This window comes from Kibdelosporangium aridum (assembly GCF_900176515.1).
GTDB classification, from domain to species: Bacteria; Actinomycetota; Actinomycetes; order Mycobacteriales; family Pseudonocardiaceae; genus Kibdelosporangium; species Kibdelosporangium aridum.
In genome coordinates, this window is the sequence record NZ_FWXV01000008.1 from 509,894 (window position 1) to 533,053 (window position 23,160).

Consider the following 23,160-nt stretch of genomic DNA (forward strand, 5'->3'; position numbering starts at 1 on the left):
GCAGGGACGATGACTGAGTATTCGCTCTACGACTGGTTCGCACGATCCACTCGGAGGCATCCTGACGCCGAGGCCTTGCGGGTGGGTGACACCGCATGGACCTATCGTCAGCTGCGCGAGGCGGTCGAAGTCATGGCCGCCCGGCTCGACGGGCACTCGCGGGTTGGCGTGCTGGCCACGCGCAGTCCGCTGGCATATATCGGATATCTGGCCGCACTGTGTGCCGGCTCGGTCGTCGTTCCGCTGAATCCCCGGTTCCCGGTGCGACGCAACAACATCATCTGCCGGGAGGCCGGTGTTTCGGTGATCATCGCGGATGTTCCGCATGAGCTAGTGTGCACCGACGGCAGGCCGCCGAGCATGGGTGACGTCGCCTATCTGCTGTTCACCTCCGGGTCCACCGGACGGCCGAAAGGGATCGCGATCCGGCACAGGAACGTGTCGGCGTACGTCGCCTACAACATCGAACGGTATCAAGTCCGGCCCGGCTGCCGACTCTCGCAGACGTTCGACCTGACCTTCGACCCCTCGGTCTTCGATCTCTTCGTCGCGTGGGGAGCGGGAGCAACTGTGGTGGTCCCGCAACGCGATGAACTGAACGACCCGGTCACACTGGTCAACCGGGAGGGCATCACCCACTGGTTCTCCGTGCCATCGGTGGTTTCGCTGGCCGCTCGGATGCGTCGATTGCCTCCTGGAAGCATGCCCGGACTACGTTGGAGCCTGTTCGCAGGTGAGCAGTTGACGATGGAGCAGGCGCGGGCTTGGTCGGCCGCCGCGCCGGGCAGTGTCCTGGAAAATCTCTACGGGCCGACCGAACTGACGGTGACGTGTACGGCCTACCGGCTGGCAAAGGACGCGGAACAATGGCCGGAGACCAGTAACCGAACGGTCCCCATCGGACATTGCTACCCCCACCTCGATCACCTCGTCCTTGATGCCGAAGGAAGATCGTCCGACGATGGCGAGCTTTGTGTGCGTGGTGTACAACGGTTCGACGGCTACCTCGACGAACGCAACAACATTGGCCGGTTCGTCCGCTATGACACAGTCGCGGCGTCATACGAGGGCACCGGCCGTGTGCCGGACGACGTCTGGTATCGGACGGGTGACCGTGTGACAGTTGGGCCCGACGGCAGCATGGTCCACAGAGGACGCCTGGACAATCAGGTCCAAGTGCACGGTTATCGGGTCGAACTGGGCGAGATCGAGGCCGCTCTGCGCATGCATCCGCGTGTTCACGAAGCAGTCCTGCTGTCGGATGGTGCCGAGTTGAGCGCTGTTTACATCGGTGCGGATGTCGGCAACGACGAGCTCGCGAGGTGGTTGAGCACTCGTCTGCCGCCCTACATGGTCCCGCGGACGTACACGCGTGTGGACGAACTTCCCCTCAATCACAACGGAAAGATCGATCGGAAGGCCTTGGTGGGCTAGGAGGACGAATGGACAGCATCGAGGACGCGGTCGTGCGGATCGTGACCAAGGAAGCGCAGGAGTACACCGGTGGACCGGTCACCATGGACACCGAGCTGGGCAGCGGAGGCCTCGGCCTGAGCTCGCTCGGTTTGATCCGCGTGCTGGTCTGCATCGAGGACGAACTCGACGCCGACTTCGACGACGAACAGGTTATGTCCGCGAACATCCGTACCGTGCGGGACATCGTCTCGATCGCTCGCGACTGCGCTGGGAGCCTGTCATGATCGAGGTTCCAGCACATTGGTACAACGTGTTGGCCGACCGCCGCATCGAGTTGTCCAAGGAACGGTCAGCAGGCATGACCGGCACTCGACCGCCGCAAGTTCCCAAATCGCTGGTCCGGCAGAGCATGCCACTGCGCACATGGGACCCGATCCCGGAACCGGTGCTGGCCGCGTACCGGGAATGGCGGCCAACTCCCTTGCGACGCGCACACAACCTGGAACGTGCCATCGGTGCCAAGACGCCGATTTACTACAAATACGAAGCTGGCAACGTTGCTGGCTCACACAAGTATCTGACTGCCTTGGCGCAGGCCTATTACTACTCGCGCGCGGGCGTGGAGACGTTGGTGACGAGCACTGCCGCCGGCCAATGGGGCACGGCGGTTGCGGCTGCCGCACAACGGTTCGGTCTGCGATGCAGGATCTACATGGTGCCCCGCAGCTACGACCGGAAACCCGGCCGTCGAACGGTGATGGAACTCCTCGGTGCTGAAGTGATCCGCGCCAATGCTTCGCAAGGGCGACGAACGTCGTTGGTCGATGCCATGACCGAAGCCGTCAGCACGACCGCCTCGATCCCCGGGAGCCGGTGGATCCTCGGTGGTAGTGAGCCGTTCGCGATCTTGCATTGCACGGTGATCGGGCTGGAGACCAAGCAGCAGTTGGCCGAGCAGGGCGAGACGGCGGCGCCAGTGCTCGTCGGATATCTCGGCGGCGCGAAGAACATCGGCGGACTGGGTCTGCCTTTCCTGCAGAACGGCGGTGAACCGCGCATAGTGCTCGTCGAGTCGTCCAGTTATCCGGTTCTGACCCGGGGCATGTTCGCGTTCGACTCGACAGACGAGACCGGCGCCAGCCCACAAGCCGGTATGTTCACGCTCGGCAGTCGCTTTCGTGGCGCCCCGATCCAAGCAGAGGGAATCCGGTACCACGCAGCACCGAAACTCGCGAGCGAACTGTATCGGCGCGGGCTCCTGGCAGCGGTGGCGCACGACGAGCGCCCGGTCTTCGACAGCGCCAGGAAATTGCTGACCACCGAAGGCATTCTGGTCTCCGCGGAGGCTGCCTACGCCGTGCACGAGGCGTGCAGGCAGGCGTGCGACTCGGTGAATGCCGGAAGACCCGTCGTTTTCTGCCTGACGGACCACGGCTCGTACGACACCGACGCGTGGCGAGCGTATCTCGACGACGAACTGCACACCGATGCGGCGCCGACGGATGAGGAGATCACCGCGATGACAGCTGGCCTGACCCCCGTTCACTGATCGAGTTCTCAACGACAAGGGGAATGCCATGCTTGTGGCCCGACATCGACGAAACATCACCATCGCGCCCCGCCACGGCCGGCTTCCGGCGTCCTTCGCGCAAGAGGAGAGGCTCGTCGCGGGTCGCCACACCCACATCGTCAACAACATTGTGACGCTCGGCCTGCGTATCGACGGTCCCCTTGACGTCGACGCCATCGAGCAGGCCATCGCCTTGATGGTGCGACGCCACGAAGGGCTGCGGATCACCTTCCCGGAGGACGATACGCTGCGAGTGCTCCCGGACATACCGCAACCACTCATCGCTTGCCACGCCGACTCCGACGAGCAGGCACTCGACCTGCTGGCTCAGGTGGCTCTGGAGCCGTTCGACCTCGCTGCGGGGCCGTTGTTCCGATGCGCGCTGGTCCGAGTCCACCGGCAGCGCCACTTCCTCGGCATTGTCCTCGACCAGTACGTGGTGGATCGATGGGCTGTCTCGTTGCTGCTCAACGAACTACTCGTCGTGTACGACGCGATCGCCAAGGACACCCCACCGGATCTGCCGGAGTCGCCGATCCAGTTCCCGGACTACGCCGCATGGGAACGGGATTACTTGACCGGAAAGAACTTCGAGCGGCTGCTTGGTTACTGGCGGGACAAACTTGCCGGAGTGGACCCGATTCCGGCTTCCGGGCTGACAGATCCAGATGCCCCGGTCAACGCCCCAGTCGGATTGGCGCGGGCGACAGCCGAGGTGGACCACGATCTCACGGCGCGGCTGACCGAACTCGCGCAACAGCACACAACGAGCCTCGTGGTCGTGTTCTCGGCCGCTACCAAAGCAGCCGCATGGCGGCGAATGGCTGGGTGCGATGTCACAACGTTCGGATCACTGGCCAACCGTGTGATGCCTGGTACCGAGAACCTGGTCGGCTACTTGGCGACACCGGCCGTGCTGCGGACCGACCTCAGTGGTGATCCCAGTTTCGACGAACTCGTTCGGCGTGAGGCGCGAACGTTCTGGGAAGCGATGTGGCATCAGCAGATCCCGCACGCACTCATCACCCGGGAACTGGCACCGCACCAGTATGGGATCCGGCACCGGGGAGGCGGTGCGCCGATACCGCGGTACCTGAACTTCGACCTGGCTGACGACCGCAATACAAGGTTGCGACAACCAGACGGCATTTCCGTTGAGACAGTCCGCGTCCCCATGCCGGAGGTCCCTCGCGGTGGCCTGCGCGTGATCGTCCACAAACATGCGCGGACGGCCACAGTGGAACTCCGCTACCGGACCGACTGCTACGGAAAGCAGTGGGCTGATTCCTTCGTTACCGACATGCTGGCCTGTCTCGAGCAACCGCCTGCGACCCGGCTTTCCCGGGCACTGCCGTGAACGTGCCCCGGCTCGCGGCCGTAGATCTGGACGGCACACTGCTGCGACCAGACGGGACGGTTTCGGATCGGACCCGTGACGTGTTGGCACGAGCGCGTCACGCCGGATGTCGCGTTTTGTTCGTCACCGCCAGACATCCAGTCGCGGTCCTCGACTTGGCCAGAACGCTTGGGTTGACTGGATCCGCGGTGTGTTGCGTCGGAGCCGTGGTGTGCGACTTGCCGTCCGGTCGGATCACCTGGAGCCGCGCACTCACTCCCAGTGTGGCGGTGCGCGTCGCGGCCGTCATCTCTGCGCGTTTCCCAGGGGTGCAACTCGGCTGGGTTCACCACGATCGGGTGGGATACCAAGAGAACTATGCCGGCAGATTTCTGGCAGGGGAGCGATACCACGACACCATCGACCGGATCGACCGACCGGTGCTGAAGATGTTCGGTGTGGGCCCGTCTTTGACTGACGCCGCGCTTCCCGCACTGCGAAGCCTGGTGTCGGGGTTGGCGGATGTCGGCCACTACTTCCCGGGAGTCGTCGACCTTGTCGCTCCGGGGGTCAGCAAGGTGATGGCCTTGCGGCGTTACTGCGCGGCACACCAGATCACTCCGGCCGGAGTGATCGCGTTCGGGGACTCCGCGGCTGACATCCCCATGTTGCGCTGGTCCGGTCGTGGCGTACTGATGGGCAACGCCGACTACCGACTGCACGAGTTGGCCGACGAGATCGCACCGGGTTGCGCTCAAGACGGTGTGGCACAGGTGCTGGAGCGGGTCATCCCAGTGAGGCAGGAGGTGGACCGATGAGTGCTCGGCTACGTGTTTTGCTTGTCGGCGCAGGACGGATGGGGGCGCGACATGCAAAAGTCATCGCTGCCAATGAGCGGTGCGACCTGATTCGCGTGGTCGATCCCTGTGAGCGCACCGGACGTGCTGTCGCCGAGCAGGTCGGTGCGGCCTGGCGTCCTGAACTCGACACGTTGTCCGATGTGAACGCGGTGATGGTTGCCGCGTGTACCGAGGTGCATCACGACCTCGCCGTGCAGATCCTGCGGCAGGGCAAGCCGCTGCTGGTCGAGAAGCCACTGTGCGACGACTTCGCGGCGTGCCGTGAGGTTGTGCGGCTCGCCGATCAACGGGACATCCCGTTGATGTGTGGGCTGCTTGAGCGGTACAACCCGGCCGTGATGACTGCGATGACAATCGTCGATTCGCCGCTGCACATGACGTCGGTGCGACGGGCACCGTACGCGAGTCGTATCCGGACCGGGGTCGCGTGGGATCTGCTCGTGCACGACATTGATGTCGCTCTGCGTGTGTTCGGTGGCCGGCTGCCCGACACAGTCAACGCGACTACTGGCTACTTCCACTCCCAATCAGCCGAACGAGCCGAGGACGTCGTCGACGCCGTGCTGCGGTTTCCCGGTGGCAGGCTGGCCACAGCCTCCGCGAGCCGGGTCGACCAACGCAGGCTGAGAACCATCGTCATCACCGAGATCGACCGCGTAGTCGAGGTGGACCTGCTGCACAACGAGGTGCTTGTGGTCCGGCAAGCTGGGGACTCCACCATTGTGGATACGCCAGATCTGGTCTCAGCACGGACCCCGTTGGAGACACAGCTTGATCGTTTCCTCGACATAGTGGGTGGTGACATTTGCGGCAGAGCTGAGCGACGCTCCATTCTGCCTGTTCACCATGTGATCAGCTCTATCTTGGACACAGTGCCGGTGTCGGCGGTGGCGTGAGGTGCCTCTTGCTCGTTATCTGCTGGCGGCGACGATCGTCCGCACGGTCGACGGCGGAGCGGCGGTCGGCCTGGTCGCACTGGCTGCCGCCAGTAATGCGGGAGCAGTGGTCGGCGGCTTGCTTGTAGCCGCCCTGAGCGCTCCACACGTGCTCGGCTTCCTCACCGCACCGCTTCTCGACCGTGCCGCGGATGGACGAAAGATCCTGGCGATTGCCTTCACCGCGTACGCTGTCGCCCTCGGCTTTGCCGCAGTTTCGCTTGGGCACGTGCCGCTCGCAGTTTCAATCGCCATGATCGTATTGGCCGGGACCTGCGGGCCGATGCTGACAGGTGGTTTGAGCAGCCAGCTCGCCGGTATCGCTGCTGATCAACGTCGCGCTGAGGGCCTCGACAGTCTGACTTATGGGGTGGGAAGCACGCTCGGGCCGGCGATGGTGACCGGGCTGGTTGTCTTGCTGGGTCCGAGGTTCGCACTGCTGGTATGCGCCGCAGCCGCAGTTGTGGCGGCTGTGATGACGCTCTTTCTGCCTCGGCAATTCCGGGTGGGGCAACGCGATACCGCCATACGTATTTCCACTGGGCTTGCGTTGCTGTGGCGCTCGGCGCCCCTGCGCCGGGTCGCGACAGCGACCACGCTGATGGCCGTTGGACTCGGCGCCCTACCTGTAGTCACCGTTTTGCTTGCCACCCAACTGAACCATGGCGTCACAGGCGGCGGCATCATGGTCGCTGTCTTCGGTGCCGGCAGTCTCGCCGGCTCACTGGCGGTCACGGTCCATCCACACAAGACAGAGGCGGAAAAGCTGGTGATCCGCTATGTCACCGCGATGGGAATCGCCTTGATCGTGGCCGCACTGGCGCCGAGCTACCTGATTGCCTTGATCGCCGTGTGCGTGGCAGGGGTGATGAACGGTCCGTTCGTCGCAGCCACCTTGGCGGCTCGATCAGACTACGCACCGGAGAATGCCCGAGCCCAAGTCTTCATCACCTTCGCGGGCATGAAGATCGCGGCTGCTGCGGCAGGTGCGGCACTCGCGGGCGTGCTCAGCCCGTTCGGCGGCCACACAACGATGACTCTGGCAGCAGCTATCGTGCTTGCCGGTGCGCTGGTATCGGTCGCTGACCGATGGACTAATGCCCGCCGCAAAGCTGCTAATGCATAGAGCCCGCTCAGAGCAGTCCGGACGACGTGAACGTTCCGAGCATGAGATCCCGTGATATCGCCGAATAACCAGGGAGCCTCTGAAGTCAGCATCATGTCAGATATATGGACTCCCGACACATTGGTCATGTATATCCCGCTGTTAAACCGTATGATCTTGCCGTTCTTGATGATGACGTTCCAGATTGTGCGAGGCCCGACGTTGCCCCGGGACTGCCGGGTGTTTGGGGAGAACCAGGTCAGGTGGTCGGCGTGCCGGTCGAGAACCCAGAGGCGACCGTCACTGTCCACAATGGCGTCATCAGCCTTACCCGCGAGAGAGTGCGGAGCGGCGAGGGGGTGTCAAGGTTGCCGGGTCGGTGGGCGTGAGCAGTCCGCGCGCCGAGTCCAGTGCGTAAAGGGCTTGAGCGGCGGGAAAGATCCTGTCGGCCGACAAAGGCGCCGGGTTCGACGGCTGCAACGTCGCGCCATCCACTCGCACCACCGATCCATCCCGCTGATTCAAGGTGTAGCCGGTCGATCCGAATTGCCCTGAACGCAGGGGTGCACCGGGTGGCGCGACCGGCACTCGCGCGGCGACCTCCGCCGAAGCGCCATCCAGCAGAGTCAACTGCCCAGTCTGGCTCGACGCCAGCCATGCGGCGCCACCGTGCAACCGCACCCACGGCGCCTGATGCGCCTGGTCCATGCCCAGCATGACAACGCCCGCGAGACTTGCCACGGCCACCGCTATCGCGACCACCACGGCCGCTGCCCCTATAACCCACACTTCTCCACCAGCGACACGAGTTCACCGCCCGCTTCCATAGCGGCACCACAAACCGGGCAGATGGGCACCCTGCCGGTAGCCGTGGTACCTGACTCGACCTTGCACAGACAGTCTTCCGTGGTAGCGAACAACCTCGGCAACTCGGACAGCCACGCCCTATGTGGGGACCCGAATACGCCGTAGTGGTTACGAGAACAGTCTGGCTCGATCGTCCGGGCATCCGCACGCGTTGCCCGTTTCCCGCCGCTGTAGTCGACGGGAAACCCCTGCCCTGCAGCCACTCGGCCGACACATGCTGGACAGGCGTCAACGCGACAGTCGAGGAGGTGACCAGGATCGATCAAGATCACCCTTTGATCATTCACTCACCTGGTTGGAATCTGACTCCACAAAATGGCGCTTTGGTGTAGTTAAGCGGGCTAAGGAACAGTCATGTCAATCTCGGTGAATGCCAACGGCTTGCCGCCGCCGAGTCCCCCGTTGCAGCCCTCTGGGTTTTTGGTGGGCACTGCGCTGGCTGCGCGTGGTGAACTCATCCTCGGCGCCACAGGCTTCTTCGAGGTGTTTCTGGATCTGGGTTAGCGATACCGCCAGCGATGACGATTCCGTGTACGCCCAGTGGCATACCGCAGGTGTGAGGTTCAAAAGATTCCGAACACCCGAGGATGTCACTCTTCTGATGCGGGCTCAGTCCCAATGGGAGTCGGCACGAAGATCTTTTGGCGGGTTCGCGTTGACAAGTCATGGCCAACCAAAGACTCGTGCTCAGACTGGGGGATTGACTACATCAAATAATTCTCATGGTCCTGCCGGTCGCTCGACACTCGAAAGGGGTGAATTGTGCACAAGCTAGTGCGAGCGCTGATCGCTATCAGCTGATCGTCACCGACGATGATTCGGTAACCGTGACCGTCAGTGATGATCAGCCCCGGGTCACCCAGGCGTTCCCGCAACGCCGAAATGCAGTTCTAGATTTGTTTGGCGGCGGTCCCGGGCGGTTCGTCATCCCACGTTGCCTCAATGAGAGCGAGACCAAGTCATGAAATTCACTCAGAGAGCTGTGCCAGCTGCCGCGGTCGCATTGACGTGCTGCTTGCTAGCTGTGACGACGACCCAATCAGCCTTGGCCGACACTCGTCTTCAGGCGGCCTGGCCAAACGACGCCTTCAACTTGTGTTCGCCCGGGGAGTGCTACGGCCAGGCCGTTGGCGGCATCACGTGGGGTAACCGCACCTCGAATATCCGAGGATGGGTAGGATCAGGAATGGCAATCACGACCGTCTCATTTGGCGCCTATGCCGGGAGCACCAAGGTCGATGGCCATTCCAGGCGCGCCTTATACGAACAGGTTGACTTTAACTTTTCAATCGGCGACCCAGACCTGCCCGGCGGTGCCGACCGCATCAAGATCCAAATATGCACCGAGGGCAAAGGGTGTAGCGAGCCCGTCCACGCCCACAGGGACAGCCGCGCCGAACGCCTTGTCATCGAATAGAAGTCGACAGCTCCTCACGTTTCTGCGTGGCGTCGGCAGTCGTAGTAACCACGATAGAGTCGACAGCTGAACCATGAAAGATCAATCCTGAGGTCGCGACCCATTCGAATTCCAAGCCGACTGTTACTTCATCCCTGACATTGGCTGACACCACGTGAATCCGTGCCGCGATGAGCGTTGAAATCGATGGCATCACGATCCACCTTCCCGAACAACTTCCTGCACTGACAACGGAGGTATGCCGCATACTGCTAGCGATGCTGATTGGCCTCACCATAGTCGAGGTCCTGGACGAAGAGGGGTTGTCGTGACTGCTGAAATATGCTGGGGAAGAATTTACGTATTCTTCCAGTGTGGGGCGCACATCTTGGATGATGTCAGTCAGCTCGCCGTTGTTCAAATCTATAAGGCCGTAGAAGTGAATCCGCGTTGTCCGTTCGAAAGAAGCTATCTACAGGTCTGAAACTTGAAGGTTTAGGCAGCGTAGATCGCAGTTCATTGACAGTCTCCAATGGAATTTTTTCAAGGTGATCGGCAAGCCAGTCAAAGGAGATGTCTTGTCGCTAAGTAGGACCATAGGGTCGGATAGTGCGGCCGTCACCACTGGCCATATCGAGTAATGCTGGGACTGTGCGGAAAACTTCGCAGCAAAAAGTAGCGTGTCCAATCCCCCAAAGCTATGCACTCGCGTCGCCGCGTTGGATCTCATCGACTCCACGAGTGAACTACATAGCAGGAAACCTCGTCGAACTGTTCCAGCCCGCCACCCCAGGCAAGAACAGGTAGCGCCCCCGAGAACCACGCCCGGCCAAGGACAGATAGGCAAGACCCGCCCGGTCACCGAGCCCCAAAGCGCGCCAGCGCAACAGAATTCGCCCTGAGTGTCCTCATCCGAGAGAGCGTCTGCCCGCCGGCGAGGCATCTTCGGTCCTTACAGTCCCAACAGCACAAACTCCGTCGCCGTAAGAATATTCTCGCCCAGCTCACCGGATGACCGCGTCACCACGAGGCGATGATGGGGTCGTCGTGCTCATGCCGCCGCCACTCCGCGGTGAGGCGGCCGAGCCGGGCGGGCGAGGCCATGCCATGGACCGTCGCGATCTTGTCGTCGTCGCGAACCTCCAAGATCACTACGCCCAGCACCTGGTCGCCGACCACGGCGACAACAGCCGGGGAACCGTTGACCACGGCGGCGTGGAGCGCGGGGGAGCCACCGGCCAGCCGGCGCTTCGCCGGAGTCGGTTTGAAACCGGCTCGCAGCATCGCGGCGATTCGCTCCGGGACGGAGTACCGCGTCAGTTTCTTGGCCAGCCCGGCGCCGTCGGTGGTCCCGGTCGCATCATCGGTCAGCAAGGCGACCAGCCGTTCTGTCTGGCCGGAGGAAGCGGCGTTGATGAACGCCTCGACGATCCGGCGTGCGGAGGCGTCGTTGACTATGTGGGCGTTGCGCCTGGCCGTGATGTGGCGCCGGGCGCGGTGGACGTGCTGCTGGCTCGAGGACTCGGTGATGTCGAGGATCTCGGCGATTTCGGCGTGGCTGTAGGAAAAGGCCTCGCGCAGAACGTAAACGGCCCGCTCGATCGGCGAAAGGCGTTCCATCAGGATCAGTACCGCCAGCGTCACCGATTCGCGCTGCTCGACTGTGTCCGCCGGGCCCAGCATCGGATCGCCGTCCAGGAGCGGTTCGGGCAGCCAGTCGCCGGCCGCGCGTTCTCGCCGCATCTGCGCCGACCGGAGCCGGTCGAGCGACAGGTTCGTGACCACCTTGGTCAACCACGCCTCGGGTACCTCGATGTACGCCTGGTCAGCAGCCTGCCAGCGCAGAAACGCATCTTGCACGGCGTCTTCGGCGTCGGCGGCTGAGCCGAGCAGACGGTACGCAAGCGAGGCCAACCGGTCCCGGTTGGCCTCGAAACGCTCGACGGTGGCAGTGTCCACGAGGCGGACTCTAGATAACGACCGTCTCCGCGGGGTGGTTGGACGCGGCGGTCAACCGGTATTTGCGGGTGGGCAGGCCGTATGTCGGGTGGCTCATGTTCCATGCGCTGCCTCGGAGCACGAACGCCTTGAAGCGGGCGGCCGGACGTCCGCGCAGCGACCAGGACTTCGACCGTGCCTCGCCATCGACCATCTGGAAGATCGCGTCCTTCCGGCCAAGGCTGACGCAGTTGCCGACATACGCCAACGAGGTCTTCGGGATCTTGCGGCCGGTCAGGTCCCCGATGATCGCGGCCGTCGCCTGCATCCTGGTGAACCCCGCCGAAGCGCAGGACATCGGCAGCGGCTGGCCGTTGTCGCCGATGGCGTAGGCACTGTCGCCGGCGGCGTAGACCTCCGGGTGCGAGACCGACCGCATCATGCGGTCGACGATGATTCGGCCGTCGTCTTCGACATCGAGCCCGCTGGCGGCCGCGATGGGGTGCACCGCGAAGCCCGCCGCCCACACGGTCGCGTCGGCGAAGAACGTGCTGCCGTTGGCGGCGATGGCCCCGGTCGCAGTGACTTGTTCGATAGTGGTGTGTTCGTGGACTTCGATGCCGAACCGGTCGAACGCCCGCAGCAGGTGACGCCGGGCCTTCGCGCCCAGCCAACCGCCCAGTTCACCAGTGGTGGCGAGGGTGACCCGAAGTCCAGGCCAGCACTCGGCGATCTCGGTGGCGACCTCGATCGCGGTCAGGTTGCCGCCCACGACCAGCACAGTCCCGTTCTCGCCCAGATCATCCAGTCGCTGGCGCAGCCGCAACGCGGCAGGCCGCCCGGCGACGTGGAAGGCGTGCTCGTCCACGCCCGCAACGCCGTGGTCGGTGGCAGTGCTGCCCAATGAGTAGAGGAGGGTGTCGTATTCGAGCCGGTCAATGCCTTCGCCGTCGGTCACGGTGACAGTCCGGTGCTTGGCGTCGACCTCTGTGACCCGCGCCAATCGCAGCCGGATACCCGTGCCCGCGAACATCTTCGCCAGTTCGTGGCGGCGCAGTTCCGCGCCGGCCGCGAGCTGGTGAAGCCGCATCCGCTCGACAAAGTCAGGCTCGGCGTTGACGACGGTGATCTCGACGTCCTCGGGGTGCAGATGACGTGCCAGGTATCCGGCGGCGGACGCTCCGGCGTATCCAGCCCCCAGGACGATGATGCGATGCCGCATGGTGCTGCTCCTGTCTGTTCGCTTGGGCCTTGAACGAGACGGCCGCCGGGTTCCTGACAGGATCCGCATGTGGCGTGGGTCACCCTGAAGTCGGGCAGCGAATGGACGGCGCCTATTTCCGGGAGGCCTCACGCTCGCAGGCCTCCACGAACTCCATGCCCTTGGTGATCGAATCCTGGTCGTTGTTCGGACCGCCGAAGGCGACGTTCACCTGGGCGTCGTTGGTATTGTTGACGACCTCGACGTAGCGAACTCCCTTCCCGCGCAGACACTGCACCACACGGTTGGCGAAATCGAGGGCCTCGGGGTTCTTCACGTCTTTCTCCCATGGGGGCAACGGTTGCTTGGACTCGCAGGCCTTCTCCGCGGCGTCCATGACCTGTTTGGACGGCACGCCTTCGGTTTCGAACTTCTTCTTGTCTACGCCGTGCTCGGCCAAGCAGCGGGCCAGTACTTCGTACAGCGCGTCCGCGTCTTCTCTGGACATGTCCAGGCGGAGCCTGGGGCGTTCCTCGGTAGGCGCTGTCGTCGTGGGGGCGGCAGCGCCTGCGTTGGTGGTGTTCAGGGACGCGATCTGCGGTGGTTTCTGCTCCGGTGTCGAGCACGCTGCCAGGATGGCCAGCAGCGCCACCGGACCGGCGAGTTTCTTGATCATGGCAGTACCTCTATTGCGTGGACAGCGCCTGGGTCGGGGTCAGCCGAGCGGCGCGAATGGATGGATACAGGCCGGCGAGGACGCCGACGGCGACGGCGGCGAGGACGCCACCGGTCACGGCCGTCATGGGGATGACTGTGGGCCAGCGTTGGAGGGCGGCGTAGCCGACTGTGCCGAGCATGCCGAGGGCGGTGCCGGCGAGGCCGCCAAGACTGGACAGCAGAACGGCCTCGGTGAGGAACTGGCCGCGGATCTGGCCACGAGTGGCGCCAAGCGCCCGCCGAAGTCCGATCTCCCGGCGGCGTTCCAGTACCGAGATGACCATGGTGTTGGCCACGCCGACGCCGCCGACGAGCAAGGCGACCGCCGCGAGGCCGAGAAACAGGGCCGCGTAGGAGTTCTGCGTGGCGCGCTTGGCTGCCAGAGCATCTGACGGGCGGCTGACCTGCACCAGTCCGGGAATCTCGGAGTAGAGCGTCGCGGGCAGCACCCGGCGTACCTCCTCAATGGACTCCTCGTGCGCCTTGACGTAGACGACCGTGGGATGGCCGTCGAATCGCAGTTCCTTGCGGGCCACCTGCCAGCCGACCAGAACCGATCGCTCGATGTCGGGTGCCAGCGGCATCGGGCCGAGCACGCCGGCGACAGTGAACCAGCGATCGCCGACATAGACAGCGGGTTTGGTGCCTTCGTCGGCGATCCGGTCGATACCGAGCCTGCCCGCTGCGACGTATCCGAGTACCACCACGGGAAAGTCCTCGGTGGCCTCGGTCAGAAATCGTCCACTTTGGACATGGCCGTTGACGGTCTCGAGCAGGCCGAGGCTGCTGGCGAGCACGGTGATGTCCGAACTGTAGGCCGGATCCAGAAGGTCCGAGCGACGCACCCGCGTGTGGGTGTTCGCCACCGCGGCGGCGGCGGTCACCGGGCCGATCCGTTCGGCCATTCCCACCGACGCCTCAGGCAGCAACACCGGGTTCTCCTCCCGCGCCGAAGGCTGTGCCCGCAACATGTTGGTGCCCAGCGCGGTCAGCTCGTCCAGCAACGCCTTCTGGCTGGACGCCGGGATGCCGGTCACGACGACCATGGTGGCGACGCCGAGTGCGATGCCCAGCGCGGAGAGCACGGCGCGCATCTTGCGTGTGCTCAGTCCAAGCATGCCCAGCCCGAACAGGTCGCCGAACGACAGCCGGACCGGCCGGGGCAGGTCAATCACGGCCGGCCTGCCCGGGTGTCGGCGATGATCCGGCCGTCGCGCAACTCGACCCGGCGGGGGAGCATCGCGGCGATGTCGCGGTCGTGGGTGATCACGGCGATGGTCGTACCTTCGTGGTTGAGTTCGATCAGCAGGTCGAGGATGGCTTTGCCGTTGGCCGTGTCCAGCGCGCCCGTCGGCTCGTCGGCCAGTACGAGGGCGGGTTGGTTGACCACCGCACGGGCGATGGCGACCCGCTGGCGCTCGCCGCCGGACAGCTGTTGTGGCAGGTGATCGGCCCGATGCGCCAGGCCGACGCGGTCCAGTGCCGCCCGGGCCAGCTGCTTGCGCCTGCGCCTGGGCACTCCGGCGTAGAGCAGGCCGGTGGCGACGTTCTCGGTCGCGGTGAGCCCGTCGGCGAGGTGGAACTGCTGGAAGACGAAGCCGAGCCGGCTGCCGCGCAGCGCCGACAGCCGCCGGTCGGACAGTCGCAGCACGTCGTGCCCGCCGATCTCGGTCACGCCTTCGGTGGCCAGGTCAAGCGTGCCGATGATGTTGAGCAGGGTGGACTTGCCCGAGCCGGACGGGCCGACGATGGCCAGCAGTTCGCCTTCGACGATCCTCAGCGACACGGTGTCCAGCGCGGTCACGCCGCCGGGGTAGCGCTTGCTTACGCCGCGCAGTTCAAGCACGGTCCTCACGACGCGATCACCACTTCGAGGCCCTCGGTGACGCCCGCACCAGTGACTTCGACCTTGTTCTGGGCGTACATGCCGGTTTGCACGGCCTGCAGCTGTCCACTGGGCAGTTGCAGCGCATATCCGCCCTCACGCAGGGCGATCAGTGCCTCGACGGGCACCACGAGCACACCGGTCCGGCTTTCGGTGATGATCTTCACCTGGACCGGTGCCGAGTCGAGGTCGGCGACGTCAGCCGGATTGTCCGGGACCACGACGACGTCGAGTTTCTGCTGGTTGCTCGGGCCGTTCTCGGAGGGGGCAGCGTGGCTGACGGTAGTGACCTTGGCAGGGACTTCCTTGGCGTCGGGCCGTGCGACGGCGACCGGCGTACCCGCCTTGAGCGCCCCGGCGTCGCCGACGCCCACCGACAACGTCACGACACGGGCCTCCGGGGTGACGGTGAACAGCGCCTCGGTGACCGTGCTGCCTGGTTGCGCCTGTACGGACGCGACCCGCGCCGGAGCGTCCAGGACCAGGATCTGGCCGACGTCCAGTGTGCCGGTCTCGGCCAGCCCGGACTTCTTCTGCCAGCGTTTGAGCGCGTCGCTCACGGTGGTGGTGAACTCCGCCTTGGTGTCGTCGTTCGGCCTGCGGCCGACCTGGTAACCCAGTTGCGCGAGGTTGTCCATCACGACTGCCACATCGGAGCCCTTGGTGCCTGGTGCCTCCAGCTTGCGGAACAAGGGGGTGGCACCGAAGAAGACCGGGACCGGCCGGTCGTCCACCCAGTAGAGGGGCTTGCCCATCTTCGCGACATCGCCGATCGCGGGCAGCTTGGTGATTGTCCCCGCTCCGGTGCCCTTGATCGGACGCTGCGCGCCGAACCCCAGCGTTCCCGGGATGGACCTGGTGTTCGACAGGTCACCCTTGCGTACGGTCGCAGTCTTGACCGAGGGCGCCGAAGGGGGAGCGGCGACCGGGGGACGGTTGAGAAAGATCAGCGCCACCGCGCCGGCGATGGCGACCGCGACGAGCACGGATATCGCGATGACGGCGGTGCGCCGGCGGGACTTCGGCATGCCGAGATGATCCAGGACGCTTGTGATGGACCTGTGATCGTTCGATGCTGCCCCGGTGATGCCGGTTCGGACGTGCCTATCATCGCCTGGTGAGCGGACTGATCCTGGTCGCGGAGGACGATGAGAACCAGGCCGAGTTGCTTCGGCGCTACCTGGAGCAGGATCACCACACCGTGGTCGTGGCCCGCGACGGGCACCAGGCCGTCGAGTCGGCCCGCCGTCATCAGCCCGCGTTGGTGGTGCTCGACCTGATGCTGCCCAAAATGGACGGTCTGGATGTATGCCGCGCATTGCGTGCGGAGTCGGATGTGCTGGTGCTGATGCTGACCGCACGTTCCACTGAGGACGACATGCTGCTCGGGCTCGGCCTCGGCGCGGACGACTACATGACGAAACCGTTCAGCCCACGGGAACTCGTCGCGCGCGTGCGGACCCTGTTGCGGCGCGGGCAGCGGGCCCAGCCGGCACCGGATCCGATGTTGCGCGCGGGTCCGCTCGTGATCGACCCGATCCGGCACGAAGTCACCATGGCGGGCCGGCCGGTCGACTGCACACCCGGTGAGTTCCGGCTGCTGGAAATTCTGGCGGCGGAACTGGACCGGGTGTTCACCCGGGAACAGCTGCTGGCGCGGATGCACGGCTTCGGCAGCTACATCACCGGCCGGACCATCGACGCGCACGTGAAGAACCTCCGCCGCAAGATCGAGGCGAACTCGCGCGAACCGGAACACCTGGTCACCGTCTACGGCATCGGGTACAAGCTGACGGCCGGGCGGCGCGATGCGCCGTAGCATCTTCTTCCGGCTGCTGGGCGTCACTGTGCTGGTGGCTGTGTGCTCCATCGCGGCGACGGCGTGGCTGGCCACGCAGATCACCCGGGCCTCGCTGCAGCAGGAACAGGGCCGGGAACTGGCCGTGGACAACGACATCTACAAGGTGCTGCTGGGCCACGCCGTGGACCACAGCGACTGGTCCGAGGCGAAGGACATAGTCGAAGATCTGGTGGAACGGCATCCGGACCGCCGGATCGCGTTGCTGACGAAGGATCGCACGCCGATCGTGGACCTCGGCGGGGACGGGTCGCCGTTGCCGTCGACCGCGTCGGCGGAGGTCGACGCACTCGACGTCGATCCCGTGCTGCTGCCCGACGCGCCCGCCGATCGGATCGACAAGCGTGTGCTTGGGCCGTTCCGGACCCCGATCGGCGTGCGCGAGCGTGAGGACCAGTCCGGGGTGCTGAAATGCCTGCGGGTCAACAGAGCCGCAGACGCGGCGACGCGGCAGAAGTGCATCGACGTCCGGGTTCCCGCGGACAGTGTTGCCGACTTCTATGCCCTGCTCGCGTTGGAGGACTTGGTCAACCCGTGCCTGGCCCGGCGGGGCCTGCCGCCGGTTCTGCTCGACCCGGACTACACACCGGCGCGGTATCAGAGGATTCCCGACGAGCCCGCGGTGGCGGAATGCGTGAGATCATCCCGCCGCCAGCAACTCGCGCCTTATGTCGCGCCTGCCGCTTTGATGTTCGTCACCAGCCCGGCAGGCGCGGCGACCACGTCGTTCGATCTGTCATCCGGGAACTCGTGGCGGGTCGCGGGCGTGGCGGCGGCGGTTCTCCTGGTCGCGATCGTGGTCACGGCAGCGGTTTGCGCGAGACTGATCCGTCCACTGAGGGCACTTACCGGTGCCGCGCACCTGATGGCTGACGGAGATGCCGCCCCTCCGCTGACGGTTCGCGGCCGTGACGAGATCGCGCAACTCACCAAGGCGTTCAACACCATGGTCGAGAACCGTGAACGCATGGAACAAGTGCGCAAAGCCATGGTCAGCGACATCGCCCACGAACTGCGCACGCCGTTGAGCAACATCCGGGGCTGGCTCGAAGCGGCCGAGGACGGACTCAGCGAACGAGACCCCGCGCTGATCGCGTTGCTGCTCAAGGAAGCCCTCGTCCTGCAACATGTCGTCGACGACCTGCAGGACCTCGCCGAAGCCGACGCCGGCAAGCTGCGACTGAACCGTTCGCAGGTCGCGGTGTCAGAGATATTCGCCCAACTGGACGCAGCGCACGACGCCCGGGCCGCGCAGAACGGGATCACGCTGACCGTTTCGAACCCGGAGGCGCTGCAGGTACACGCGGATCCCGTGCGGCTGCGGCAAATCCTCGACAACCTCGTCACCAACGCGTTGCGGTACGTGCCTTCGGGCGGGTCGGTCGCCGTCACCGCGCGGACCGAACAGGACGAGGTCGTGTTCGAAGTCGCCGATAACGGGACCGGCATCAGCCCGGAGGACCTCCCGCATGTGTTCGACCGGTTCTGGCGGGCGGAGAAGTCACGCAGCCGACAGACCGGCGGCAGCGGCCTCGGCCTGGCGATCGTACGCAACCTGGCCGAGGCGCACGGCGGCAGCGCGACCGCCGAGAGCACGTACGGCCAGGGCGCGACCTTCCGGGTTCGGCTGCCCGCCTAAGTCATCTTCGCGTTTCCACGGGCCGAGGTCTCGGACGGTCTGGGCGAGAGCACGGATGGGTTCGGTTTCCGGCGCGTACGGCAGGGCGTCGACATGCTGGAAGTGGCTGACCGCCTCCAGCGAGATCGACGTGCGCCGCGTGAGCTCGTGATCGGTGGGCACAGCGAGCACACGGCGTTCGGCGAACAGGGTGGGGCCGACGGTGAGATCGGGTTCCTCAACCGGGAGCCAGGCGATCAGCACCGATTGTGGTGTCCGCGGTGGGATGTGCGCACTATCCACACGGCTCAGCCTATCCTGGTGAGTTGATCATCTCATAAGCATGGCGTTGCCGTCACGTCGAACAGGCCCAGGTGACCCATTCCCGCAGCATGCTGCCGAAGTACAAGGGAGCGCACGAGTGGGATGAGGGCGCCTCCTTCCTCTCGGACAGCCCGGGCCGCTCGTTGGTCGCCGCGTCGCGTTCAGGGCCGACCGCAGCGTCGAGGAACGGTCTGAGAGAGGTCGGCCCAGGTGTCGGCACTGTGCTTGGCGGCGGTGCCGCTGCGGTGGCAGAACTGTTCGAAGTCGCCCTAGTGGCAAGGCTGTGGGACTGCGCGGCGAGCGCGGTGACGATCCCAGTTCCGCGGCTGCGCGGGGATCGACTGTCTCGGTTGGAGTCGCGGGCAGGTGCTCAGTGAAGTACTTGAGATGGTCGGACATGTCCTCACCGGCCACTGTCGCGAGGTTCAGGTTGTGCAGTTCGTCGACCAGAACGAGGTCCACCCTCGCCTCTAACATGAGCTGGTAGACGGCGTCGGCGATGTCGGTAGTGTTGTAGCCGCGCTTGACCGGGGGCAGGCCGAGGAAACGGGCGAACTCCATGGCCAGCTTGCGCGGTGATTCCTTGGGCGGGGTGGTGACGTAGACGACCGGGGATGCGGTCGGTCAGCCGGCCTGGGTAGCGTTGGCGCACATCTTCGGTGGCGAGATTGGCACGCAGGTAGTGGCCGAGCTGATCACGCCAGTCCATGTTCTGCCCGCCGATCTCTGCGAACCTGGCGAGCACCGCAGGCTGACCGATCAAGCCGGCGAAGGCAGGCAGAATCGCGCGGTGCAGCGCGAGGCCACCCAGGGCACGATTTATGGGGGCAGACGCCCGAAAAGTAGTAAGACACCCTCCCGCCCCGGCGCACGAAACCTCACCGAGTTCTTCGCCGCCGTCGACACCGAGCTGAACGCGGAATCGGCTGCGGCACCGAAAGTTCAGTGCAACGACCGCGACATACTCAACCTGCTGTCCAAACGCGCCAAGGTCCTGCACCTGGGTCCGGCGAACTACTGCTGGTTCATGGATCCCTCGCGCGCCCCTCTGCCTCAAACTGGTCGGCAGCGGGCTCGGCCACCATGTCCAGCATGAATCCCCGGTTGATCAACGCCATGAGATAACGAGCCAGCATTCGATGCTGTTACCGGCCGGGGCGGTGTTTCTGGAGCATCCTTGATCCAGAGACAGTCCGTGTTGTCATGTTTGTCGTCTGGGATCGGGGAAGCCGAGGCTGAGGTAGCCGGGCACGCGTGGACAGGGAAGAGGCCGCGGCTGTCAATTCGGGAAACGGGGCCGCCCTGACGTGTGGCGGTCGCGAGCGCCGCGGGAACTGAGGAACCTGATGGGGCGAATCAGGGCCCGGTAGAAGGGGCGTACCGCCCGTCCGGGGAGGAGACCGTGTCGTTCCTCTTCCCAGACCCTGCCCCTGGGATGACTCCTGAGCAGGAGGCCTTCGGTGATTGCCGGGGCGGTGGTCAACAGCTCGACGCGGGAGAGGTGTTTGACGCTGATGTAACCGTACTGACTGGGGCTGACCAGGCGGGCCGGTGCTCCGTGGTCACTGTCGAGTGGGTGGCCGTCGAGATGCTGGGCGATGAGTACGTCGTCGGCCAGAATGTCGTCGATCTTCACCGCGGCTTCCCACCCGTCGAGTCCGCGACACTTGATGTGGGTGATCGATGTTCCGGGCGGAAGCGCCGGTTCGATGAGAGCGCGGTAGAGCGTCTCGAACGAGACGCCTTCCCAGCGCAGGTCGGTCGCCGTCCAGCCGGCCACGCAGTGGAAGTCGGCTGTGATCTCCTTCCGCGGCAAGGATGAGAGTGACGCGAGTGGAAGGTCGAATTCTTCGGTCACCGCCCCGCGTACTTCGATCACCGGGTCGGCCGGAACGGCCGGGGCAGGCCGGGAAAGGTGCGTGCCGAAACGGGGGAATCCCTTGACCCGGCGTTGTCCTGGAGGAAGTTTGTTGCCGTATCTCATTGATCAGGCCTTTCGCACGCGATTTGATCACCGCCAGACCCATCATTTCCTCAGCCGCCCAGCACGAGATCACCCACGGGAGTGATTCCGCTCCTTCGCAGGAGTGGCGTTGAACTCGCCCAGGATCTCCACCGTCCACGGCTTCACCCGAATGGATCTCAGCATCTGCGCAGACCCGGCCGTTATGCCGCGCAGCGGGCAGGATGTGTTGGTGTGTAAAGGTTCTATGCGGTGAGGTCGGTGTGGTGCGGGTGGATCAGTGGCGGATGAGCGTGACCCAGCGGTCCAGTGTGGACAGTGCCTCGCCGGCGGACCGGTACTGCAGGGTGAACAGGGCGCGGTGTCGGACGCCTGGGCAGACGAGTCCGAACAGGACCGGCTGTGGGCATGCTGACCGAGGCCAAGGGACAAGCTACCGGTAGTCACATGATCGCGATTATGGCGATCATGTGCATGTATGGCATGTACGTGTGGGCCAGCGGCGGTAAGAAAGAGTCGGAAGAACGGATGATCAAGCGGCTGGACGGTTCGTTTGAGCACACGGTGAAGGTCGAGTGGCATGCCCCGACCGGTCCGCTCGGCGCGCTTGTCCGGCTCTTCCGTCGCGGATAGCACTGACAGGGCCAGTGGCCAGGAAGCCTGCAGCTGGTCAGTCAGTGATCTGGCCGCGACCGTGAGTGCGACGGTAGCCAGTGCGCCGTTCGGCCAGACGTGCCACTCGCACTATCCGAGATTGTCGGACCTTTGCTGCGGAATCGGCTGGCGCGCTATCTGCCGAGGCAACCCACTACGTGGACTGTGCACCGGTTTCCGGGACGAAAGGTTCCGATGAACGCGACTGTCACCGATACCTCACCTGAGTTCGGACTCGGACAATTCGCGACTGCGGCGCACGATCGCGGAGTGACTTGATCAGCATGGGCGCCGACACGCGGCGCCCAGTCCTCAGTGCGTATTGAACGGTTCGCCGGATTCCCGATTGTTTCGTTGATCTCCGAGAGACTCGCTAGTCACTGCGCCGCTTATCGGCGGCGTCGAACCAGTTCAGCGTTCTGCGCCACGCCTCCGTCGCACCGTGTGCGTTGAAGCGGGCTCCGGTGTCGTTGAAGAAGGCGTGATCGGCCTCGGTGAAGGTGAGGAGTTCGTATTTCAGCCGCGCCGCTTCCAGGGCCGCCTTGGCCGCTGGCCGGGTCGCGTTGACTCGGGCATCGAGTCCGCCGTAAACCCCGAGCACTGCGGCACGGGAGCCTTCGAAGCTGCCGCCTTCCGGGAATGGCCCGTAGTAGGCGGCGCCCGCGGCCAGGCGCGGTTCGTTCGAGGTGAGCAGGCGCCACACCATGTTGCCGCCGAAACAGTATCCGACCGCACAGAGTTTCTTGCCGCGCACGCGCCGCTTGAGCTCGGTCAGGCCGGCTTTCATGTCTGCGACGAAGCGTTCCGGCGGGATCCGGGACAACGCGGCCGCCACCTCGGCTTCGCCGGGAAACGCCCCGGTGCCGCCTTCGTCGGACAGCAGGTCGAGCGCGAGTGCGGAGTACCCGCTGGCGGCGAATCGCCCGGCGACCGTGCGGATGTGCTCGTTCAGTCCGCGGTTCTCGTGGATGACCAGCACGCCACCGCGGGGCTTTTCGGCGGCTGCCCAAGCGGCCATCAGCGGCACTCTGGGGCCTGTGAACGTGATCGACTCGCGCGGGACGGGAGCCCAGTTGGTCTCGGACGCGGAACGGTTGCCGCTGCTCTGCGGCTCCGCCGCCGCAGTGCCCGAGGCGAACGTGGCCAGCAGCCCACTCGCCGCCGCACCAGTCACACCGAGCAAGCCGAGGCGGCGTATCGCTTCCCTTCGGTTGATGATGCCGTCGGCAAGGTCCTCCGCGACCTCTTCGGCGAGATACCGCTGAATCTCCGTCATGGTTACTCCCAACAGACCCTGCGAGAGTGGCGCCGGTAGGGGCTGGCTGCCCCACGGTTCGCGCACGAGCATAGACAGGCACACGCGGGTCTTGGCTGTCTGTTTGCTGTCGACACTGGCCGGGTGTTCACACGTTGACAGAACTCGAACATTCGCCCGTACGTTGAGCACCGGAGACCTCAGCAAGCCGGTTGATCGGTCCACTATGGAATCTTGGGCGGCCCTGCGAGATCTTGAACGA

23 protein-coding genes and 1 pseudogene are annotated in these 23,160 nt (G+C 64.8%); 14 read left to right on the top strand and 10 right to left on the bottom strand.

Going from position 1 to position 23,160, the window contains the following annotated elements; all coding sequences use genetic code 11:
• Nucleotides 1-9: 9 nt before the first annotated feature.
• Genes B9C43_RS38120 through B9C43_RS38150 form a run of 7 tightly spaced genes read left to right on the top strand, consistent with a single transcriptional unit; the run spans nt 10 to nt 7,243 of the window.
• Complete coding sequence (locus tag B9C43_RS38120; RefSeq protein WP_084431810.1) at nt 10-1,434, top strand: AMP-binding protein; 1,425 nt, start codon at nt 10-12, stop codon at nt 1,432-1,434.
• An 8-nt stretch (nt 1,435-1,442) separates the two neighbouring features.
• Entirely contained in the window at nt 1,443-1,700 is a 258-nt protein-coding gene (locus B9C43_RS38125) for a phosphopantetheine-binding protein (protein WP_084431812.1), read from the top strand.
• Nucleotides 1,697-2,965 carry a pyridoxal-phosphate dependent enzyme gene (locus tag B9C43_RS38130; protein ID WP_084431814.1) on the top strand — a complete coding sequence of 423 codons (1,269 nt, stop codon included), beginning with the start codon at nt 1,697-1,699 and terminating at the stop codon, nt 2,963-2,965. The genes B9C43_RS38125 and B9C43_RS38130 overlap by 4 nt, the downstream gene beginning before the upstream one ends.
• A gap of 28 nt (nt 2,966-2,993) precedes the next feature.
• The gene (locus B9C43_RS38135; protein ID WP_084431815.1) at nt 2,994-4,343 is read left to right on the top strand and encodes a condensation domain-containing protein; all 1,350 of its coding nucleotides are present in this window, start codon (nt 2,994-2,996) and stop codon (nt 4,341-4,343) included.
• Between the two features lie 2 nt (nt 4,344-4,345).
• A complete protein-coding gene (locus tag B9C43_RS38140) occupies nt 4,346-5,140 on the top strand; it encodes an HAD family hydrolase (protein ID WP_235039088.1) in 795 nt (264 codons plus the stop codon).
• A complete protein-coding gene (locus tag B9C43_RS38145) occupies nt 5,137-6,078 on the top strand; it encodes a Gfo/Idh/MocA family protein (protein ID WP_084431817.1) in 942 nt (313 codons plus the stop codon). The genes B9C43_RS38140 and B9C43_RS38145 overlap by 4 nt, the downstream gene beginning before the upstream one ends.
• A 1-nt stretch (nt 6,079) precedes the next feature.
• A complete protein-coding gene (locus B9C43_RS38150; protein WP_084431818.1) occupies nt 6,080-7,243 on the top strand; it encodes an MFS transporter in 1,164 nt (387 codons plus the stop codon).
• Nucleotides 7,244-7,549: 306 nt separating this feature from the next.
• On the opposite strand, the gene B9C43_RS38155 is transcribed toward B9C43_RS38150, so the two are convergent.
• Nucleotides 7,550-7,987 (bottom strand): hypothetical protein, encoded by a 438-nt coding sequence (locus tag B9C43_RS38155; RefSeq protein WP_084431820.1) that lies wholly within the window; start codon nt 7,985-7,987, stop codon nt 7,550-7,552.
• Nucleotides 7,988-8,443: 456 nt separating this feature from the next.
• Here B9C43_RS38155 and B9C43_RS56995 point away from each other — a divergent pair, with 456 nt between their 5' ends.
• The gene (locus B9C43_RS56995) at nt 8,444-8,593 is read left to right on the top strand and encodes a hypothetical protein (RefSeq protein ID WP_160096989.1); all 150 of its coding nucleotides are present in this window, start codon (nt 8,444-8,446) and stop codon (nt 8,591-8,593) included.
• Nucleotides 8,594-9,275: 682 nt separating this feature from the next.
• Complete coding sequence (locus tag B9C43_RS38160; RefSeq protein WP_084431822.1) at nt 9,276-9,506, top strand: hypothetical protein; 231 nt, start codon at nt 9,276-9,278, stop codon at nt 9,504-9,506.
• Nucleotides 9,507-10,505: 999 nt separating this feature from the next.
• Here the strand turns inward: B9C43_RS38160 and B9C43_RS38165 are convergent.
• From B9C43_RS38165 to B9C43_RS55980, 6 genes are all read right to left on the bottom strand, one after another.
• Nucleotides 10,506-11,444, bottom strand: coding sequence for a sigma-70 family RNA polymerase sigma factor (locus tag B9C43_RS38165; protein WP_084431824.1), 939 nt, complete (start codon nt 11,442-11,444; stop codon nt 10,506-10,508).
• A 10-nt stretch (nt 11,445-11,454) separates the two neighbouring features.
• A complete protein-coding gene (locus B9C43_RS38170) occupies nt 11,455-12,645 on the bottom strand; it encodes an NAD(P)/FAD-dependent oxidoreductase (RefSeq protein WP_084431826.1) in 1,191 nt (396 codons plus the stop codon).
• Nucleotides 12,646-12,757: 112 nt separating this feature from the next.
• The gene (locus B9C43_RS38175) at nt 12,758-13,300 is read right to left on the bottom strand and encodes a hypothetical protein (protein ID WP_084431828.1); all 543 of its coding nucleotides are present in this window, start codon (nt 13,298-13,300) and stop codon (nt 12,758-12,760) included.
• 10 nt (nt 13,301-13,310) lie between these two features.
• Nucleotides 13,311-14,516, bottom strand: a complete 1,206-nt coding sequence (locus tag B9C43_RS38180; RefSeq protein WP_407657147.1) for an ABC transporter permease — start codon at nt 14,514-14,516, stop codon at nt 13,311-13,313.
• A complete protein-coding gene (locus B9C43_RS38185; protein ID WP_143446887.1) occupies nt 14,513-15,196 on the bottom strand; it encodes an ABC transporter ATP-binding protein in 684 nt (227 codons plus the stop codon). The genes B9C43_RS38180 and B9C43_RS38185 overlap by 4 nt, the downstream gene beginning before the upstream one ends.
• Entirely contained in the window at nt 15,193-16,254 is a 1,062-nt protein-coding gene (locus tag B9C43_RS55980) for a peptidoglycan-binding protein (RefSeq protein WP_143446888.1), read from the bottom strand. The genes B9C43_RS38185 and B9C43_RS55980 overlap by 4 nt, the downstream gene beginning before the upstream one ends.
• Nucleotides 16,255-16,343: 89 nt before the next feature.
• On the opposite strand from B9C43_RS55980, the gene B9C43_RS38190 reads away from it, so the two are divergent.
• The 3 genes from B9C43_RS38190 (at nt 16,344) to B9C43_RS58915 (ending at nt 19,403) form a co-directional block, all read left to right on the top strand.
• Nucleotides 16,344-17,045, top strand: a complete 702-nt coding sequence (locus B9C43_RS38190; protein ID WP_084431832.1) for a response regulator transcription factor — start codon at nt 16,344-16,346, stop codon at nt 17,043-17,045.
• A complete protein-coding gene (locus tag B9C43_RS38195; protein WP_084431834.1) occupies nt 17,035-18,723 on the top strand; it encodes a sensor histidine kinase in 1,689 nt (562 codons plus the stop codon). The genes B9C43_RS38190 and B9C43_RS38195 overlap by 11 nt, the downstream gene beginning before the upstream one ends.
• Before the next feature lie 353 nt (nt 18,724-19,076).
• Nucleotides 19,077-19,403 (top strand): hypothetical protein, encoded by a 327-nt coding sequence (locus tag B9C43_RS58915; RefSeq protein WP_143446889.1) that lies wholly within the window; start codon nt 19,077-19,079, stop codon nt 19,401-19,403.
• A gap of 16 nt (nt 19,404-19,419) precedes the next feature.
• Here the strand turns inward: B9C43_RS58915 and B9C43_RS60270 are convergent.
• Nucleotides 19,420-19,629 (bottom strand): annotated as a pseudogene (locus tag B9C43_RS60270) (hypothetical protein); the annotation flags it as partial.
• Between the two features lie 40 nt (nt 19,630-19,669).
• On the opposite strand from B9C43_RS60270, the gene B9C43_RS57830 reads away from it, so the two are divergent.
• Entirely contained in the window at nt 19,670-20,122 is a 453-nt protein-coding gene (locus B9C43_RS57830) for a hypothetical protein (RefSeq protein ID WP_200825875.1), read from the top strand.
• 183 nt (nt 20,123-20,305) lie between these two features.
• Here the strand turns inward: B9C43_RS57830 and B9C43_RS38210 are convergent, their stop codons facing one another.
• Nucleotides 20,306-21,010: a molybdopterin-dependent oxidoreductase gene (locus B9C43_RS38210; RefSeq protein ID WP_084431836.1), complete on the bottom strand. Its 705-nt coding sequence runs from the start codon at nt 21,008-21,010 to the stop codon at nt 20,306-20,308.
• A 381-nt stretch (nt 21,011-21,391) separates the two neighbouring features.
• Here B9C43_RS38210 and B9C43_RS38215 point away from each other — a divergent pair, with 381 nt between their 5' ends.
• Entirely contained in the window at nt 21,392-21,622 is a 231-nt protein-coding gene (locus B9C43_RS38215) for a hypothetical protein (RefSeq protein WP_084431838.1), read from the top strand.
• 394 nt (nt 21,623-22,016) lie between these two features.
• On the opposite strand, the gene B9C43_RS38220 is transcribed toward B9C43_RS38215, so the two are convergent.
• Nucleotides 22,017-22,919, bottom strand: a complete 903-nt coding sequence (locus B9C43_RS38220) for a dienelactone hydrolase family protein (RefSeq protein ID WP_084431840.1) — start codon at nt 22,917-22,919, stop codon at nt 22,017-22,019.
• Between the last annotated feature and the right edge of the window lie 241 nt (nt 22,920-23,160).

Excerpts from the sequence above, each read along its gene's own strand:
- B9C43_RS38125 (WP_084431812.1), top strand. The coding sequence starts at position 1,443 with ATGGACAGCATCGAGGACGCGGTCGTGCGGATCGTGACCAAGGAAGCG.
- B9C43_RS38145 (WP_084431817.1), top strand. The coding sequence starts at position 5,137 with ATGAGTGCTCGGCTACGTGTTTTGCTTGTCGGCGCAGGACGGATGGGG.
- B9C43_RS56995 (WP_160096989.1), top strand. The coding sequence starts at position 8,444 with ATGTCAATCTCGGTGAATGCCAACGGCTTGCCGCCGCCGAGTCCCCCG.
- B9C43_RS55980 (WP_143446888.1), bottom strand. The coding sequence starts at position 16,254 with ATGCCGAAGTCCCGCCGGCGCACCGCCGTCATCGCGATATCCGTGCTC.
- B9C43_RS38175 (WP_084431828.1), bottom strand. The coding sequence starts at position 13,300 with ATGATCAAGAAACTCGCCGGTCCGGTGGCGCTGCTGGCCATCCTGGCA.
- B9C43_RS38210 (WP_084431836.1), bottom strand. The coding sequence starts at position 21,010 with ATGAGATACGGCAACAAACTTCCTCCAGGACAACGCCGGGTCAAGGGA.
- B9C43_RS38195 (WP_084431834.1), top strand. The coding sequence starts at position 17,035 with ATGCGCCGTAGCATCTTCTTCCGGCTGCTGGGCGTCACTGTGCTGGTG.
- B9C43_RS38160 (WP_084431822.1), top strand. The coding sequence starts at position 9,276 with ATGGCAATCACGACCGTCTCATTTGGCGCCTATGCCGGGAGCACCAAG.
- B9C43_RS38170 (WP_084431826.1), bottom strand. The coding sequence starts at position 12,645 with ATGCGGCATCGCATCATCGTCCTGGGGGCTGGATACGCCGGAGCGTCC.
- B9C43_RS38120 (WP_084431810.1), top strand. The coding sequence starts at position 10 with ATGACTGAGTATTCGCTCTACGACTGGTTCGCACGATCCACTCGGAGG.
- B9C43_RS38135 (WP_084431815.1), top strand. The coding sequence starts at position 2,994 with ATGCTTGTGGCCCGACATCGACGAAACATCACCATCGCGCCCCGCCAC.
- B9C43_RS38130 (WP_084431814.1), top strand. The coding sequence starts at position 1,697 with ATGATCGAGGTTCCAGCACATTGGTACAACGTGTTGGCCGACCGCCGC.
- B9C43_RS38220 (WP_084431840.1), bottom strand. The coding sequence starts at position 22,919 with ATGACGGAGATTCAGCGGTATCTCGCCGAAGAGGTCGCGGAGGACCTT.